Annotated in this window: 16 protein-coding genes; 10 read left to right on the top strand and 6 right to left on the bottom strand. The window is 69.1% G+C overall.

What is annotated here, in order from left to right; translation table 11 throughout:
• The first annotated feature begins 20 nt into the window (after window positions 1–20).
• The gene (locus J2850_RS02835) at window positions 21–1,220 is read left to right on the top strand and encodes a hybrid sensor histidine kinase/response regulator (RefSeq protein ID WP_209978593.1); all 1,200 of its coding nucleotides are present in this window, start codon (window positions 21–23) and stop codon (window positions 1,218–1,220) included.
• Between the two features lie 14 nt (window positions 1,221–1,234).
• On the opposite strand, the gene J2850_RS02830 is transcribed toward J2850_RS02835, so the two are convergent.
• Window positions 1,235–1,552: a hypothetical protein gene (locus J2850_RS02830; protein WP_209978591.1), complete on the bottom strand. Its 318-nt coding sequence runs from the start codon at window positions 1,550–1,552 to the stop codon at window positions 1,235–1,237.
• A 126-nt stretch (window positions 1,553–1,678) separates the two neighbouring features.
• Between J2850_RS02830 and cutA the strand changes: the two genes are divergently transcribed.
• From cutA to J2850_RS02800, 6 genes are all read left to right on the top strand, one after another.
• A complete protein-coding gene (cutA, locus tag J2850_RS02825; RefSeq protein WP_209978589.1) occupies window positions 1,679–2,026 on the top strand; it encodes a divalent-cation tolerance protein CutA in 348 nt (115 codons plus the stop codon).
• A gap of 159 nt (window positions 2,027–2,185) precedes the next feature.
• Window positions 2,186–3,439 (top strand): molybdopterin molybdotransferase MoeA, encoded by a 1,254-nt coding sequence (locus J2850_RS02820; protein WP_209978588.1) that lies wholly within the window; start codon window positions 2,186–2,188, stop codon window positions 3,437–3,439.
• 105 nt (window positions 3,440–3,544) lie between these two features.
• Entirely contained in the window at window positions 3,545–4,456 is a 912-nt protein-coding gene (locus J2850_RS02815) for a LysR family transcriptional regulator (RefSeq protein ID WP_209978586.1), read from the top strand.
• A gap of 145 nt (window positions 4,457–4,601) precedes the next feature.
• Window positions 4,602–6,110 carry a leucyl aminopeptidase gene (locus J2850_RS02810; protein WP_209978583.1) on the top strand — a complete coding sequence of 503 codons (1,509 nt, stop codon included), beginning with the start codon at window positions 4,602–4,604 and terminating at the stop codon, window positions 6,108–6,110.
• Between the two features lie 152 nt (window positions 6,111–6,262).
• Window positions 6,263–6,712, top strand: a complete 450-nt coding sequence (locus tag J2850_RS02805) for a DNA polymerase III subunit chi (protein ID WP_209978581.1) — start codon at window positions 6,263–6,265, stop codon at window positions 6,710–6,712.
• 117 nt (window positions 6,713–6,829) lie between these two features.
• Window positions 6,830–8,047 (top strand): ATP-binding response regulator, encoded by a 1,218-nt coding sequence (locus J2850_RS02800; protein ID WP_209978579.1) that lies wholly within the window; start codon window positions 6,830–6,832, stop codon window positions 8,045–8,047.
• A 99-nt stretch (window positions 8,048–8,146) separates the two neighbouring features.
• On the opposite strand, the gene J2850_RS02795 is transcribed toward J2850_RS02800, so the two are convergent.
• Window positions 8,147–8,914: a class II glutamine amidotransferase gene (locus J2850_RS02795; protein WP_209978577.1), complete on the bottom strand. Its 768-nt coding sequence runs from the start codon at window positions 8,912–8,914 to the stop codon at window positions 8,147–8,149.
• 166 nt (window positions 8,915–9,080) lie between these two features.
• Complete coding sequence (locus tag J2850_RS02790; RefSeq protein ID WP_246512756.1) at window positions 9,081–10,145, bottom strand: DUF2125 domain-containing protein; 1,065 nt, start codon at window positions 10,143–10,145, stop codon at window positions 9,081–9,083.
• Between the two features lie 117 nt (window positions 10,146–10,262).
• Here J2850_RS02790 and J2850_RS02785 point away from each other — a divergent pair, with 117 nt between their 5' ends.
• Window positions 10,263–10,865 carry a gamma-glutamylcyclotransferase gene (locus J2850_RS02785; protein ID WP_209978575.1) on the top strand — a complete coding sequence of 201 codons (603 nt, stop codon included), beginning with the start codon at window positions 10,263–10,265 and terminating at the stop codon, window positions 10,863–10,865.
• Window positions 10,866–11,108: 243 nt separating this feature from the next.
• A complete protein-coding gene (locus tag J2850_RS02780; RefSeq protein ID WP_209978573.1) occupies window positions 11,109–12,728 on the top strand; it encodes a methyl-accepting chemotaxis protein in 1,620 nt (539 codons plus the stop codon).
• 4 nt (window positions 12,729–12,732) lie between these two features.
• Here the strand turns inward: J2850_RS02780 and J2850_RS02775 are convergent, their stop codons facing one another.
• Window positions 12,733–12,909, bottom strand: coding sequence for a hypothetical protein (locus J2850_RS02775; protein WP_209978572.1), 177 nt, complete (start codon window positions 12,907–12,909; stop codon window positions 12,733–12,735).
• Between the two features lie 45 nt (window positions 12,910–12,954).
• On the opposite strand from J2850_RS02775, the gene J2850_RS02770 reads away from it, so the two are divergent.
• Window positions 12,955–14,910 (top strand): M1 family metallopeptidase, encoded by a 1,956-nt coding sequence (locus J2850_RS02770; protein WP_209978570.1) that lies wholly within the window; start codon window positions 12,955–12,957, stop codon window positions 14,908–14,910.
• Between the two features lie 104 nt (window positions 14,911–15,014).
• Here the strand turns inward: J2850_RS02770 and J2850_RS02765 are convergent, their stop codons facing one another.
• Complete coding sequence (locus J2850_RS02765) at window positions 15,015–16,202, bottom strand: CobW family GTP-binding protein (RefSeq protein ID WP_209978568.1); 1,188 nt, start codon at window positions 16,200–16,202, stop codon at window positions 15,015–15,017.
• Complete coding sequence (locus J2850_RS02760) at window positions 16,172–16,642, bottom strand: Fur family transcriptional regulator (RefSeq protein WP_209978566.1); 471 nt, start codon at window positions 16,640–16,642, stop codon at window positions 16,172–16,174. Before J2850_RS02760 ends, J2850_RS02765 begins: the two co-directional genes overlap by 31 nt.
• Window positions 16,643–16,906: the final 264 nt, after the last annotated feature.

Here is a 16,906-nt window from a genome sequence, read left to right as displayed (position 1 = left end):
TCCGTGAGAGCCGTGGACTCATGAGTCTCATTCATCGCCTTCAGTCGCTGGAAGCCGAACGCGATGCCGCACGGGAGGAAGCCGAGCGGGCGAACCTCGCCAAGTCCAAGTTCCTCGCCGCCGCCAGTCACGATCTCCGCCAACCCTTGCAGGCCCTGTTCTTCCTGTCGGCGGCGCTTGCCCGCCATGTCGGCGACAACAACGGGCGCGACCTGCTGTCCCGGCTCGACCAGGGGCTGGATACCATGAAGGGGCTGCTCGATGGCCTGCTGGAGGTGTCACGCCTCGAGGCGGGCGTGGTCACGCCGGTTCTCGACTGCTTCACGATCAACGAGGTCGCCGATGACCTCGATGCCGCCTATGCCGACCAGGCGACCAGCAAGGGTCTGGTCTGGCGGGTCGAGAGCTGCGACGCCATCCTGCGCACGGACCGCGGCCTCCTGATGCAACTGCTGCGCAACCTCGTCGACAACGCCCTGCGCTACACTGAGGCGGGAGCGATCCGCATCCGCTGCCGGGTGGACGGCGATCAGGTGGCGATCGAGGTCCAGGATACCGGCATCGGGATTCCCCCCGAACATCTCGACCGCATCTTCGAGGAGTTCCATCAGGTCGGCAATCCGGAGCGCGACCGCATGCGCGGCCTGGGGCTGGGGCTGGCCATCGTGCGGCGGCTGTCGCAGCTTCTCGACCATCCGGTGCAGGTGCGCTCCGTCCAGGGGCAGGGGTCGGCTTTCCGCGTCCTGGTCCCCATCGCCCCGGCCCGCTTCACCAAGCGGCAGGCCGGCGGAGCCGATCGGGTCCCGGTGATCGACCGCAGCCGGCTCGCCGTCCTGGTCGATGACGATGCCGTCGTGCTGCTCGGCCTGCAGACCGTCCTGACCGAATGGGGGTTCCGTGTCGTCGCTACCGATAGCGCCGATAAGGCGATGGACCGGCTGTCGGCGCTCGGACGCGTGCCTGACATCGTCATCGCCGATTATCGTCTGCGCGAAGGCAGGGTGGGAACCGAGGTCGTTCGCCGGGTTCGCGAACGCTACGGCTCCGCCATACCGGCGCTCATCCTGACCGGGGAAACCGGTGCCGACACCCTGGCCGATGCGTCCGCCCACGAGGTTCCGGTGCTGCACAAGCCGGTAACCCCGCGACAGCTTCAGGCGGAAGTCGACCGGCAATTGCGGATCGACCGGTCCCAACCCGACGCCCAGGCCGCCCAGTAGGCGGCGCTCCCGGGTCAGATCAGCGCGCCCTGCCGGACATCGTCAGCCGACCCGTTCACCTCGGCGGCACCCTCGTGCTCCGGACCGTCCAGGGCATCGCGGCCGGCCGCCGTGAGGCGGCAGACCAGCCAGTCCGGCTTCAACGGGTTGTCGAACCAACGCTCCGCCCAGCCGGCCCGCAGGCATGCCTCGACCGTCGGCCTCTTCACCCGTTGGCCCCGATCGTCGAACAGCGGCAGCTTGCCGCCCGGTTGCTCCAGGCCGCGGCGCAGCCAGGCCGCCTGGACGCCGGACGGAGTGCTGCGGGACGGGGAGCGGCGTGACTTGGCCATGGAGCGAAGGACTCTTGCGGATACGGGAACGGGCAGGGACTTGCCGGCCCCGATGGGACCTGTGGCAAAGTGCGGGCATCCTACGCGAAAGCGGGGGCGTATGCATCGAAAAGGAGGTGCCTTGCCATGACCGGTTCCGCCCCACCGCAAAGCGGAGACGATCCGCTGGTGATCGCCTACATCACCGCCGCCTCGAAGGCGGATGCCCTGCGCATCGGGCGCAGTCTGGTGGAGGAGCGGCTGGCCGCCTGCGCCAAAGTGCTTGACGGCATGACCTCGGTCTACCGGTGGGAGGGCAGGGTGGAGCAGGCGGACGAGGCGGTGCTGATCGCCAAGACCCGGAGCAGACTGTTCGACCGGCTGGCCGCCCGCGTGCGCGAGCTGCACGGCTACGACACACCTTGCGTCCTGGAACTGGCGGTGGGGCGCGGCAACCCTGCCTACCTCGACTGGCTGCGTGCCGAAACCGCCTGATGCCTGTGCTGCCGGCGCCCCGCAGGGCGGGTTTGGAATGGAAAGCGGCCATTCGCCCTATTGACGGCGGTCAAGGTCCCGCGCTGCTGTGGGGGGTAGGCGTCCGGCTCGGGGACGTCGTTTCCACGCCGCACCAGAGCAGGTGAAGGACAGCAGGCCATGGATGATTGTACCGCACACCGCCCGACCCCGCTTTCCCTGGACGAAGCCGTCGGGCGCATCGCCCGCAGCTATGGTGCCGTGACGGGGACGGAGCAGGTGCCGTTGCGCCACGCGCTCGGCCGCGTGCTGGCGGAGGAGGTGGAGGCGCCGGTCAACGTGCCGCCGGCCGCCGTTTCCGCGATGGATGGCTGGGGGTTCGCTGCCGAGCCTGGGCAGGTTTCGCGGGCGGAGAGACATCGCCGTTTGAACGTGGTCGGGCGGGTGCCGGCCGGCTCGGTCCTCGACCGCGGCGTCGAACCGGGGCAGGCGGTCCGCATCTTCACCGGCGCACCGGTTCCCGCCGGCGTCGACACCGTGGCGATGCAGGAGGATTGCCGGACCGACGGCGATGCCGTCCTGGTTCCCGCGGCGCTGCCGCGCGGCGCCAATGTGCGGTCAGCCGGCGAGGACATGACCGCCGGCACCGTCGTGCTGCAGCCCGGCCGCCGTCTGCGCGCGCAGGAGGTTGGGCTGGCGGCGGCGGTGGGCCGGTCGACGCTGACCGTGCGCAAGCGGCTCCGCGTGGTCCTGTTCTCCACCGGCGACGAGCTGCGGGAACCCGGAACGCCGAAGCCGGGTCACGCGATCTACGATGCTAATCGCTACACGCTCGCCGCCCAGCTCGATGGGCTCGGGGTGGAGGTGCGGGACCTCGGCATCCTTCCCGATCGGGCCGATGCCACCCGTGCCGCGTTGGCGGAAGCCGCCGGCACGGCCGACCTGATCGTCACCAGCGGCGGCGTCTCGGTCGGCGAGGAGGATCACGTCAAGGCGGCGGTCAACGCGCTGGGCTCCATCGACCTGTGGACGCTGGCGATCAAGCCCGGCAAGCCGCTGGCGCTCGGGCGGATCGGTGACACGCCCTTCCTCGGACTTCCCGGCAACCCGGTCTCGGCGATGGTGACCTTCCTGCTGGTCGGCCGCCCGCTGGTGCTGCGCCTGTCGGGAGCCTCCGCCGTCGCCACCCCGCGCAGCTTGGTGGTCGCCGGCTTCTCCTTCGCCAAGAAGCCGGGCCGCCGCGAGTTCCTGCGCGCCCGCCTGGAGCGTGGAGATGACGGCCGGCCGGTGGCGGTCAAGTTCCCGAGCGACAGTTCCGGCGTCCTGACCTCGATGGTCGAGGCCGACGGCCTTGTCGACATGCCGGCCGACGCCACCGCCGTGCATCCCGGCGACATGGTGGAGTTCCTGCCTTTCACGGGCCTGTTCGGATGAGCGAGGCGTCCTAACCCATCAGGGATTTCTATCCAACCGATCCCGGCAATAAATTGGACCTATCATGGATGTGCTCCCATACTGCCCGTGAAATGGGAGGCATTCATGACGCTGGAGCAGTTGCGCATCTTCGTCGCGGTGGCCGAAGCGCTGCATTTCACCCGCGCCGCCGAAAGCCTGCACCTGTCGCAGCCCGCCGTCAGCTCCGCCGTCGCCGCGCTCGAGGCGGAGCATGGCATGCGCCTGTTCGACCGCATCGGCCGGCGTGTCGAACTGACCGCCGCGGGGCATCTGCTGCAGCGCCAAGCCCGAAGCATCCTGCTGAAGGTGGAAGAGGCCGGGACGATGCTGGCCGAACTCTCCGGCCTGTCGCGGGGGACGTTGCGCCTGGTGGCGAGCCAGACAGTGGGAAGCCACTGGCTGCCGCCCCGGCTGCTGCGTTTCGCCGCCGCCCATCCCGGCATCCGTGTGGACCTCGCCATCGGCAACACCGAGCAGGTGGCCGAAGCGGTGCGCGACGGCCGCGCCGAGCTCGGCATCGCCGAGGGGCACATCGCCGATCCCGCCCTGGTCACCGAGGCGATTCCCGGCGACCGACTGCTGCTGGTGGTCGGTGCCGGCCATCCCTGGGCCGCCAGCGGCCGGGTCATGCCGGAGGAGTTGGCGGCCGGGCGCTGGCTCTTGCGGGAATCGGGTTCCGGCACCCGTGCCCGGCTGGAACAGGCGCTTCACGCCGCCGGCCTCGACCTTTCCCAATTCCAGGTGGCGATGACGCTTCCGGCAGGCGACATCATCCGGGAAGCCCTGCTGGCCGGGCTGGGGGCGAGCGTCCTGTCTGACCTCGTCGTCGCCGAGGATCTGGCGTCCGGGCGGATCGTTGCCGTCGACGGGCTCGACCTGCCCGCCCGCCCGTTCCATCTGGTCCGCCACCGCGACCGCCACCGCAGCGTGGCCGAGCGGGCATTCGTCCGCTCGGCCCTGGTACAGGGCGTTCCCGCAGCCGCGGTCCAGGCATAGGGGGCGGGCCGGGGAGGGCCATCCGTACTTGACGCAGCGACCTTGACAGCCGGGGTGGCGCGCTCCTTATCGGTGAGGTAGGCTTTTCGCCGACGAATTTTCCGGGCGCATCGGCCCATCCCCGCGCAATTCCCAAGAGGACCAGATGAAGTTCTCCTTCGCCAAGCCGTCCCTGCCGGCGTCCGGCGTTCTCGCCGTGACCGTTGCCGCCGAACGCAGCCTCGGGCCGGTCGGCCGCGAGCTCGACCAGAAGACCGGCGGGGCGCTGGCCCGTGCGATGGCCGCTGCACGCTTCAGCGGCAAGAAGGACGAGACGCTGAGCCTGCTCGCTCCGGCAGGCACCGACCTGGACCGCGTCCTGCTGGTCGGTATCGGCAAGGCCGAGGATATGGGCGATCTGGCCCTGCAATCGGCCGGCGGCGCCCTCGCCGTGGCGTTGGACAAGGCCACCGACGAGGCGTCGCTGCTGGTCGAACTGCCGGAAGGCGCCAAGCTGGCGGCACCGGCCGCAGCGGCCGAGATCGCCTTCGGGGCGCAGCTCCGCTCCTACAAGTTCGACAAGTACCGCACCAACGACAGGAAGGCCGACAAGAAGGATCCGAAGCCGAGCCTGCGCAGACTGACCCTGCTGGTCGAGGACGAGGGTGCCGCCAAGGCGGCCTTCAAGAAGCTCGACACGCTGGCCGACGCCATCCGCTTCACCCGCGACCTGGTGTCGGAGCCGGCCAACGTCATCTATCCGGAAAGCCTTGCCGAGAAGACCCGGGAACTGGAGCAGTTCGGCGTGGAGGTCGAGATCCTCGACCAGAAGAAGCTGAAGAAGATCGGCATGGGCGCGCTGCTCGGCGTGTCGCAAGGCAGCGCCTTCGAGCCGCGCGTGGTCGTCATGCGCTGGAACGGCAATCCGGATGCCGGCGACAAGCGGCCCGTCGCCTTCATCGGCAAGGGCGTCACCTTCGACACCGGCGGCATCTCGATCAAGGGCGCTGCCGGCATGGAGGACATGAAGTGGGACATGGGCGGCTCGGCCACCGTGATCGGCACCATGTACGCCCTGGCCGCCCGCAAGGCCAAGGTCAATGCCATCGGCATCGTCGGGCTGGTGGAGAACATGCCCTCCGGTACCGCGCAGCGGCCGGGTGATATCGTCGCCTCGCTGTCGGGCCAGACCATCGAGGTCATCAACACCGACGCCGAAGGCCGCCTGGTTCTGGCCGATTGCCTGTGGTACGCGCAGGACGTCTACAAGCCCAAGCTGATGATCGACCTCGCCACCCTGACCGGTGCCATCATCACCGCGCTGGGGCACGAGCATGCCGGCCTGTTCAGCAACAACGACGACCTCGCCATGAACCTGACGGCTGCCGGCCTGAAGGTCGGCCAGCCGGTCTGGCGCCTGCCGCTTGGCGACGCCTACGACAAGGAGATCGAATCGCAGGCGGCGGACATGAAGAACGTCGGCTCCGGCGGCGGCGCGGGCAGCATTGTCGGTGCCCAGTTCCTGAAGCGCTTCGTCAACGACCTGCCGTGGGCGCACATCGACATCGCCGGCGTGGCCTGGTCGAAGAAGGACGCCGCCACGGTGCCGAAGGGCGCCACCGCCTTCGGCGTGCGCCTGCTCGACCGCTTCGTGGCGGATTTCCACGAGGAGTGAGGCCGACCCCCCGCCCATCTCCGAAGGGGAGGGGGCGGGAAAAAGGCGTGACCTCTCCGGACGCCCTCGTCTTCCCCGCTCCCTTGCGGGGAAGACGAGGGCTGACACCGCCCGCGCGACGAGTTCCTCCTGAAGCGCTTTTGTGAAGGGCCATGACCGAAGTCCGCTTCTATCACCTGCAACGCCGCACGATGGAACAGGCCCTGCCCAAGATCCTGGAGAAGGTCCTGGAGCGGAACTGGCGTGCCGTCGTGCTGGCCGGTTCGCCGGAACGGGTGGATATGCTGAACCAGCATCTGTGGACCTACGATCCCGGCTCCTTCCTGCCGCATGGCGCGGCGCGCGACGGCTTTGCCGAGCGCCAGCCGGTCTGGTTGACCGATGCGGACGAAAATCCGAACGGTGCCAGCGTGCTGGTCACGGTCGACGGCTGCGTCAGCGACCGCATGGACGAATACGATCTCGTCTGCGACCTGTTCGACGGCAACGACGAGGAGGCCGTGCTGGCCGCCCGCCAGCGCTGGAAGGCCTGCAAGGCGGCGGGTCACGCCCTGACATATTGGCAGCAGACCGACCGCGGCGGTTGGGAAAAGCGGGCGTGACGGTGCCGGCCTGACAGGGCCGGTGTGCGTTTATCATGTATTTCAGTTGCATCCGAACAATCGAACGGCAAAGCTGGAATGCCCGAAAACGGACGATTCGAAGGTGAACGCTCCCCGATGAACAGGAGCCAGATCGACCCGGCGCTCGCCCGGCAGGTCAAGGATGCCGGCATCCTGATCGTGGACGACAATCCGTCCAACGTCGACCTCCTTCGGGAGATCCTGGGCCATGACGGCTATACCCGCGTGCGCGGCGAGACCGACCCGCGCAAGGTCCCGGATCTCTGTGCATCGGAGCCGTTCGACCTGCTGCTGATCGACGTCCGCATGCCGCATATGAGCGGCTTCGAGCTGATGGAGCGGCTGAAGCCGGTGTTCGACGGCGACTATGTGCCGATCCTGGTGCTGACCGCGCAGACCGACCAGGAAACCCGGCGCAAGTCGCTGGAGCTGGGTGCCAACGACTTCCTGACCAAGCCCTTCATCGCCTGGGAGCTGCTTCACCGCGTCCGCAACATGGTAGAGATCCGCAAGCTCTACCGAAGGGCGGCCGAGCAGAACCGCGAACTGGAGCGCCGGGTCGAGGAGCGCACGGCCGAGCTGTCGGAAGCGCTGGAGGCCGCCCGCAAGGCCGACCGGGCCAAGCTGGATTTCCTGGCGGTGATGAGCCACGAGCTTCGCACGCCGCTCAACTCCATCATCGGCTTCGCCGACGTGCTGGCGGCGGAAGGGATGGGCAAGCTCGGCCATCCCGACTACCTGGAATACGTGAAGCTGATCGAAGACAGCGGCAAATCGCTGCTGACCATGGTCAACAACATCCTCGACTATACCCGCGGTTCGACCGGCGCCGTCGAGCTCCAGGAAAGCGACGTCGACATTCCGCAGCTTATGTCAGGCTGCGCCGACCTGCTGGCCCCGAAGGCGACGCTGAAGCGGCTGACGGTCGCGGTGCAATCCTGCCCGTCCTTCCGGATGCGCGGCGACCGCCGCCGCCTGCGCGAGATGGTGCTGAACCTGCTGGACAATGCGGTGAAGTTCACGCCGGCTGATGGCCACATCACGCTGGCCGTGGAGGATCGTGACGGCTATGTCGGGCTGAGCGTGCGCGACGACGGTCCGGGCATACCGGCAGAACTGATGGGCCGCATCTTCAACCCCTTCACGCAGGCGGAGCGTTCCCTGGTGCGCCAGCACGAAGGGGTCGGCCTGGGGCTGCCGATCGTCCGGCGCTTCGCCGAACTGCATGGCGGGGGCGTCGCGCTGGACAGCGTGCCGGGCGGCGGCACCACGGTGACCATCCTGTTGCCGAAGGAGCGGCTGCTGGTCGCGTAGGGTACCTGCCCCCAGAGTGTGATTCACGTTTCAAGCGCTATCGCTTGAAACGTGAATCACACGGAAGACCAGAAGCTAAGAGTCTGCCGGGAGCGGCGCCTACTGGAACAGGAACGTTTCCGGTGCCGCCCCGATGCGCGCCACCAGCCCGCCACCGGCGGGGACGCGGCGCCACTGGTCGCGCTGGGCGTCGACCGGTTCCGACACCACGATCAGGCCGTTGCCGCCTTGCCGCCAGTAGAGGCTGGGCGGTTTGTCGTCCGATGCCCAGCGGACAGCCCACACCCGCTCGCCATCGGTCCAGGTGGCGGTGAAACGCAAGGGGGAGGTGATGCCCTGCGCCGTCATCTCGTCGCGCACGGCATGCAGGACCCGCTGGAAGGCCCCGACCGAATCCCGCTCCAACCCGGCCCCGATCGCCGCGAGGAAGATCGCCTCGCTGTCGGTGGTTCCCGTGCGCGCGCCGTACAGCTCGTCGGGGATCATCGCCTCGACCTTGCGCCGCAGACGCGGCCAGTCGCCGACCTGCCCGTTGTGCATGAACAGGTAGCGTCCGACCTTGAAGGGATGGCAGTTGGCGCGGCTGACCGCGGTTCCGGTCGCCGCCCGCACATGGGCGAAGAACAGGTGGGAGCGGATGTGGTTGCAGATCGACTGCAGGTTCTCGTCGGACCATGCCGGCCGGATTTCGCAGTAGCGGCCCGGCTCGGTCCGCTCGCTGTACCAGCCGACGCCGAAACCGTCGCCGTTGGTCTCGGTCTTCGCCTCCTCGGCGTGCATCGACTGTTCGATGAGGGAATGGCAGGGAGTGCAGACCAGCGTTTCGAGGAACACCGGCTCGCCGCAATAGGCAAGGAACCGACACATCGACCGACGCACCGTGGCAGCAGCGACAAGGACTGCGTCAATTTGACCCTATGGCCGGGATGAAGCAAGGGGCGGAGTCACGCAACCGTCATGCCGCCCGGCCGGTGTTGCATTTCCGCAGGGACCGCCGTCGCCCGGTCCCCGGCGGCGAAGCGAGGGCGCCCGGCTACCACACCACCTTGGGCAGGGCGGCCACGCGCAGCGGACCGACGAACAGCGCCCGGTCCTGCACGGTGACGGGGGCGGTCAGCACCGGCTCGCCGTTCGGCCCGGTGGGGCGCGACAGCATGGTCAGGACGGTCCGGGCGATGGCGGCCTCGTTGGGGCGCATCATCGGCTTGACCGCATCCAGCACGGCAGGGGCGCCGCGGATCTCGGCGGTGAGCGCCGCCTGGGGCTGGAGCTGCGGGTCGAGCGCCAGCGTACCCGACAGCACCGCCCCCAGCGGCCCCCAGTCCAGCGCCAGCCGGTCCAGTTCCACGGTCCCGCCGTCACGGCTCCAAGCCGAAAGGCTGGCCGGCTCGGGACGCGGCGGCCTGCCCATGACGCGCAGCTTCAGATCCGCCTTGCGGACCTGCCGGCCGAGCGCCGGGGGCGCCGCCCCGTCCGGCAGGGTCAGCCCGTCCGCGGCGAGGGTCACGCTGAGGCCGGCGGCATCGTGGCCGGCGGGGAGCTGCTCGGGCTGGCTGGCGGTCACGTCCAGCGCGTCGACCGGTACGGATTGCCCGGCAGCTTCGGCGGTCAGGCCGGTGAAACGCAGGGCAAGCCGATCCAGCGAACCGGACAGGCGCCACACCGCCTCGCCGCTGCCGCCCTGCGGGGCCGTCAGCTCGACCGGGGGTTGGCCGGGCTGCGCCAGGGACAGCTTCTGCAGGCCGGGAAAGCTCAGGGCGACCTGGGTCGGGTTCCAGGGGGCCGCCTGCGCCACCAGCCGGCTCCCCTGCCAATCGGCGCCTCGGGTGGCGAGGTGTGGCTGTTCCAGCACGGCCCGCAGCGTGAAGGGGAAGCCGGCGACGACCAGTCCGCGGTGCTCCACCACCGCGCCGTTGGCGCGCTGGTCGGCGATCCAGTTCGCGACGCCGTCCTCCACCATGCGCGCCGCCTGCCACCACCAGAGCGAATAGGCCGCGACCGGCAGCAGCGGCACGAACAGCAGGAGAAGCAGGGCGATGCGGCGTCCGGTCAGCAGGCGTCGGCGCGTCGGAGTGGGGGCAGGGTACATCGAGGGCATGTCCGTTCCTTGTCCGTGCCGTTATAGCGGCGTGGGCAGGCGCATGCTAGGCTTCGAACCCGATTCGCGCCGCGCCGGCCACCGTCCGGGCGCGCCCGTTCCAACCGAACCGGTCCGATGCCTCCCGACATCCACTCTCCGCCTCCCGCTTGGTCCGCAGATATTTCCATCGCTCCCGGCTCCGATCTCTGGGTGTTCGGCTACGGTTCTCTGATGTGGAATCCGGGCTTCCCCTTCGCCGAGCGGCATGCGGCAACGCTGACAGGCTATCACCGCAGCTTCTGCGTCGCGTCGCACCGCTACCGCGGAACACCGGAACGGCCCGGCCTGGTGCTCGGCCTCGACCGAGGCGGTTCCTGTCGCGGCATCGTCTTCCGCGTTGCGGCCGGCGACGTTCACCGTGCGCTGGAGTATCTGTGGGACCGCGAGATGATCGACCGGGTGTATGTGCCGAAGATGCTCGACGTTCGGTTGCGGGATGGCCGGTCGGCGGGCGGGTTGGACAGGGTCAAGGCCTGCTGCTTCGTGGTGGATCGCAGCCACCCGCAATATTGCGGCCGGCTGGAAGAGTCTGCGGTCGTTTGTCGCATCGCCGGCTGCTGCGGGCTGCGAGGAACGAATATTGATTACTTAGCAAACACAGTGTTGCACCTCGAAGATCTCGGGATACGGGACAAACGCTTGATGGAGCTATACGAATCCGTTTGCAGTTACGACTGAGGGCGTAGGACCGGCCAATGGATTTCGTTTCCTTTGGCTGGGGTTGGCGGAAAATCTTCAAAATCTGTTTTCGATTTTGAATATTGCGACAACATGTAACAAGCCGATGGTTACCATTGTCTGCTTTGACTTATTTTAATTCGGCTCCTAGGTTTCAGACAGCTTATCTGGAGGGCTGTTTGAATGCAAAGCATCGGCATTCGTGCAAGAATGTTGGTCATAACTGTTACTATGCTTGCGTCCATGACCGGCGTTGCGGCCATAATTCTCAGCGGTCTGCAGGACACGCAGGAGGAGGCCAGCCAGGATAAGGTGCGGTCGGTGACGGAGGCCGCGATCGGCATCGTCAAGGACTACGAGAGCCGGGTGGCGACCGGCGAGCTGACCAGGGATCAGGCGCAGAGCCTGGCCCGGAACAGCCTGCGTGCGATGCGGTACTCTGGAACGGAGTACCTGTACGTCATGGAGGCCGACGGGAAGGTCCTGGTCCATGGCGGCCAGCCCCAGGTTGAAGGCAAGAACCTGGGCGAAGCCAAGGACCCCAATGGCGTCGCCTTCATGAGGCTGCAGTTGGACGCCGCCCGGAATGGCGGTGGCTTCGTTGCCTACTCCTGGCCGAAGGCCGGCCAGACCGAGCCGAGCCCCAAGATCAGTTACGCGCTGATGTCGCCGCAATGGCACTGGATGGTCGGCAGCGGCGTTTACATCGACAACATCGACGCCGATTTCCGTCGGCACGCGATCGATGCCGGCATCTGGGGTGGCGGGCTGGGCACCCTGGCGCTGGTGCTTGCGCTCTGGCTGACACGGTCGATCACGCTGCCGCTATCGCGGCTCACGACGGTCATGAGCAGGCTTGCGGACGGCGACCTGGACGTCGCGGTGACCGATGCCGGCCGTGGCGACGAGATCGGCCGGATGGCGAAGGCCGTCGACATCTTCAAGGACCGCGCGATCGAGAACCGACGCCTGCGTGACGGGCAGGAGGAATTGCGCGCGAAGGCCGAGGCGGAGCGGTTGCAACTCCTGTCGTCGCTCGCCGACGGGTTCCAGCGGTCCATCGGCGAAGTGGTCAGCCAGGTGACGGCATCGGCCGGCACCATGCGGCGGACGGCTGATGCCCTGAACAGCAGCACGACCAGCGCGGCCAGCCGCAGCTCCGCCGCGGCGATGGCGGCGGACGAGGCGGCGGTCAGCGTCAACACCGTGGCCGGGGCGACAGAGGAGCTGTCCGCGTCGATCGGCGAGATCGGGCGGCAGATCGGCGCCTCGAACGAGGTGGCGAACCGTGCGGTGACTGAGGCCACGAGGGCCAACCGGGTGATGGACGGGCTGGTCCGCGCCGCCGCCGAGGTGGGCGATGTGGTGAGCCTCATCAACTCCATCGCCGGGCAGACCAACCTGCTGGCGCTCAATGCCACGATCGAAGCGGCCCGCGCCGGCGAGCACGGCAAGGGTTTCGCCGTCGTCGCCAGCGAGGTGAAGGGGCTGGCCAACCAGACCGCCCGCGCGACCGAGGACATCCAGAAGAAGATCAGCGAAATCCAGCAGGCCACCGATGTCGCGGTCGCCGCGATCCATGACATCGACGCGGTGATCGGCGAGATCACCGGCATCTCGGGAGCAATCGCCGCCGCCGTCGAGCAGCAGGGTGCGGCGACCCGCGACATCTCCAGCAACGTCCAGCAGGCGGCGATGGGCGCGCAGGCCGTCTCGTCGAACGTCGCCGGCGCCAACGAGGCTGTCGCTGATGCCGGCGGCAAGGCGAACGAGATGCTGGACGAGGCCGGTCGGCTGTCCGGCGTCGCCGACCGGCTGCGCGGCGAGGTGGACGGCTTCCTCGCCAGCATCAGGGCGGCCTGAGCGGTCAGTCCTCCAGCAACGCGCGTCCGGACGCGACGACCGCCACCAGCGCGTCCATCACCGCCCGCACCGCCACCGACCGCCGTAGGTCCTCATGGACCGGCAGCGGTCGGTGGCGGTGCGGGCGCTGCGGGATCGGGCACCGCCGGAACCAGCGCCGGGCTGGAACAGCCGCGGACATCGGGTCGCGCTGGCTGGGATCGCTTGCCGGCCCCATATTGGCGGCATGACGACCACAGGCATCCGGGCCCTGGCCCTGGCGGCCGCGGCCGTCGTCCTGGGCGTGGCCGCCCGGGCCGGCGCCGCCCCGCTTCACCATGACGTCGAACTGACGCTCGAACCCGCCTCCGGCCGGCTTGAGGCGGTGGACCATATCACCCTGCCGCCGGGCCTCCAGGTCCTGCGCCTGGATCCCGCCCTGGAGGTGGGCGAGGTTCGCGTCGGCGACCGCCCCCTCCCGGCGGCGCGACGCGGCGAGGCCCTGCGGCTGACGGTACCCGATGATCCCGGGGTGGTGACGATCCGCTATGCCGGGCGCCTTCCGGGCTTCGCTGCGGGGACCGGGCTGGCGCTGGATGGCGAGGGCGCCTTCCTCCCGGGTCAGGCCGGCTGGCTGCCCGGCCTGACCGCCGCCAAACAGGAGCCGCCGACATGGCGGCTGTCGGTGCGGGTGCCGGCGCCCTATCTGGCGGTCGCCACCGGCAGGCTGGTGGAGGAAGCGCGCGATCCCGCCGGTTACCGTGCCGTGTTCGAGGAAACCCGCAGCGTCGAGGAGCCTTCGCTGTTCGCCGGTCCCTGGACGCTGGAGGAGCGGACCGCCGGCGACCTGCGCCTGCGTCTTTACCGGCACGCCGAGCAGGCGGGGCTCGCCGACGGCTATCTCGACCTGACGCAGCAGGCCATCGCCGGCTTTTCCCATCGGATCGGACCCTATCCCTTCGCCGGGTTCAGCATCGTCTCGGTGCCGCCGCCGGTCGGGTTGGGATTTCCGGGCCTGACCGCCATCGGGAGGGCCGTGCTGCCGCTGCCGTTCATCCGCGGCCAGTCGCTGAGCCACGAGGTCCTGCACAACTGGTGGGGCAACGGCGTGCGGGTCGGCGAAGGCGGCAACTGGGCGGAGGGGCTGACCACCTACATGGCCGATTATGCCGGCGCCCGTGCGCGCGCTGCCGACGCGGCGCGACAGATGCGGCTCGACTGGCTGCGGGACTATGCCGCGCTGCCGGCGGAGCGCGATCGCCCGCTAACGGAATTCCGGTCCAAAGTGCACGATGCCGCCCAGATCGTCGGCTACGGCAAGGCGGCGATGTTGTTTCATATGCTGGAGGACGAGATCGGGGCGGATGCGTTCGACGCAGGCATCCGCGGTTTCTGGACGGAGCACGCCTTCAAGGACGCCGGCTGGCCCGACCTGCGCCACGCCTTCGAGACGGCATCCGGCCGTGATCTTGGAGGCGTGTTCTCGCAGTGGGTCGAGCGGCGGGGCGCACCGGCCCTGACGCTGGCCGATGTGCGGACCGACGCCGGCCGCATCGTGCTGACCCTGCGGCAGGACGCGGATCCTCCCTACGCGCTCACCGTGCCGGTGCGGGTTGAGACGGCGGCCGGGGTGGAGACCCACGGCGTGCGGCTGGACGCGCGCGAGGCCGCGATCAGCCTGCCGGTTTCCGCAGCCCCGGTCGCGGTGTCCGTCGACCCCGAGTTCGACCTGTTCCGCCGGCTGGCTCCGGGGGAAGCGCCGGCGATCCTGCGTGACGTCACGTTGCGCACCGGCGCCGAACGGGTCATCGCCGCCGATGGCGACGCGGCGCAAGCCGCCGGAATGCTTGCGGCGCGGATGATGGACGCGGCGCCGCCGGCCGGCGGCGGCCGCGCGGATGCACCGCTGGTGCTGGTGGGCACCGACGCGGCGGTGGGGCGGGAATTGGAGCGTCGGCGCCTGCCGCCGGTTCCGGCGGAACTCGCCGGGCGGGGCAGCGCGCGGGTCTGGGTGTCGCGGACGAGTGACGGGCGGGCCGTCCTGGTGGTGTCGGCGGCCGACGCGGCTGCCTTGCAGGCCCTGCTGCGGCCATTGCCGCATTACGGGCGGCAGAGCTGGCTGGTGTTCGACGGAGCGAAGGCGGTCGATCGTGGCGTCTGGCCGGCGGGTGACAGTCCGTTGCGGCGCACGGTGGGGCGTTAGGGACGGTTATGCCTCTCCGGCTGGCGGCGCCCCACCTCCCCATCCTCGCGGCATAGTCAGGAAGGAGAAGCGGGGAGGTGGGGCGCCGCCAGCCGGGCCAGCGCCTATTCCGCCGCCTTGCCTTCGCCCCAGACCAGCCCGTTGAACAGCGGCTCGATCACCGTCTGGCCGACGTCGCGGGTGATGAAGACCAGCTTCGTCCGATGATCGTCGCTCGGCCATTCCTCCAGGCGGACAGGGGGATGGAACATGTGCTGGACGCCATGGACGACGACAGGCAGTTCGCTCTCCTGGACGTTCAGCAGCCCCTTCACGCGCAGCAGGCTGTCGCCGGCCTGGGCGATCAGCGCCTCCATGAAGTCCACGAAGCCGTTCCAGGGGATCGGCCGGTCGATCACCATGCAGAAGGCGCGGATATGGTCGTCGTGCCGGTTGGCGTCGTGGTGGTGATGCCCGTGGTCATGATCGCCGTGCCCGCAGGCGGGACCGCAATGGTCGCCATGCTCGTGATGGTGCTCATGATCGTGCCCATGGTCATGGTCATGGTCATGGCCTCGCGGCTCCGCCTGCTGGTCGCGGTAGGCCTCCTCGCGCAGCCAGCGCACCACGTCGGGGCTCTTGGTCTCGGGATTGTAGAGGCCGGCGTCGAACAGCCGTGCCGGATCGACCTCGCCATGGGCGGCCGGGATGACCGGGGCCGCCGGGTTGATGGCGGCCAGCCGCTGCATCAGCGCCGCCGTGGCGGCCGGGGTCGCGACGTCGGTCTTGGTCAGCACGATGCGGTCGGCGACGGCGGCCTGCTTGACGCTCTCCGGCTGGCGGTCGAGCTGGAGCGAGCCGTGCGCGGCATCCACCGTGGCGATCACGCCGTCCAGGCGGAAGCGGGCCGCCAGCAAGGGGTCGGACATCAGGGTGTGGATGATCGGAGCCGGGTCGGCCAGGCCGGTGGTCTCCACCACCACCCGGTCGAAGTCGGGCACCTCGCCCTTCACCCGCTTCAGGAACAGGTCGCGCAGCGTGTCGACGAGATCGCCGCGAATCGTGCAGCACAGGCAGCCGCTGTCCATCAGCACCATGTTCTCCGACGCCTTGGCGACCAGCAGATGGTCCAGGCCGACCTCGCCGAACTCGTTGATGACGATGGCGGTCCGCGCCATGCCGGGATTGCGCAGCAGGGCCTGCAGCAGCGTGGTCTTGCCGCTGCCGAGGAAGCCGGTCAGCACCGAGACGGGAAGACGGGCAGGGGACGCGGCGGGAGCGCTCAACGGGGATTCTCCTGACAGGATTTGCACAGGCCGCGCACCTCGACGGTGGGGCGCTGGACGCGGAAGCCACGGTCGGCCGCCGCGGCGATGATGGCGGCGCCGACCCGCGGATCGTCGATCTCGGCGGCATCGCCGCAGGACTCGCACACCAGGAACTGGCCGGAATGGACGGCGCCGGGATCGGCGCAGCCGACATAGGCGTTCAGCGATTCGATCCGATGGACCAGCCCTTGTTCGACCAGAAACTCCAGCGCCCGGTAGACGGTCAGCGGAGCGGTCGCCTTGCCCTCCTGCTGGCTGAGGTCCTCCAGGATGGCATAGGCGCCGCGGGGCCGGTGGCTGGACCAGACGAGTTCGAGCACACGGCGGCGCAGCGCGGTCAGCCGGGCGCCCCGTTCGGCGCACAGCGCGTCGGCGCGGGTCAGCGCATCGGCGATGCAGTGGGTATGGTCGTGCAGGGCGGACATGGGTGTTACTTTATAACATGTGACCTGCCGATGCAACGTGGCGAACAGGACATGCCAGGGCAGGTCCTGCGGCAGCGACCCGGCAGGCGAAAGCGCATGAAGAAGGCGGCTCCGTCGCCGGAGCCGCCTTGCCGAGTGGCATTGTCGTTCTTCGGGCGGGATCGGGTCGGCCGCGGGGGAGCGTCCGCCATCCTTCTCGCTTGCCGGACGGGACGGCCCCGTCGGACCGTCGACGGCAGGATAACCGCCACGCATGACGCTTTG

This window comes from Azospirillum picis (assembly GCF_017876115.1).
Lineage (GTDB): Bacteria > Pseudomonadota > Alphaproteobacteria > Azospirillales > Azospirillaceae > Azospirillum > Azospirillum picis.
The sequence above is the reverse complement of the archived record's forward strand: the minus strand, read 5'-3'. Positions and strand labels throughout refer to the sequence as shown.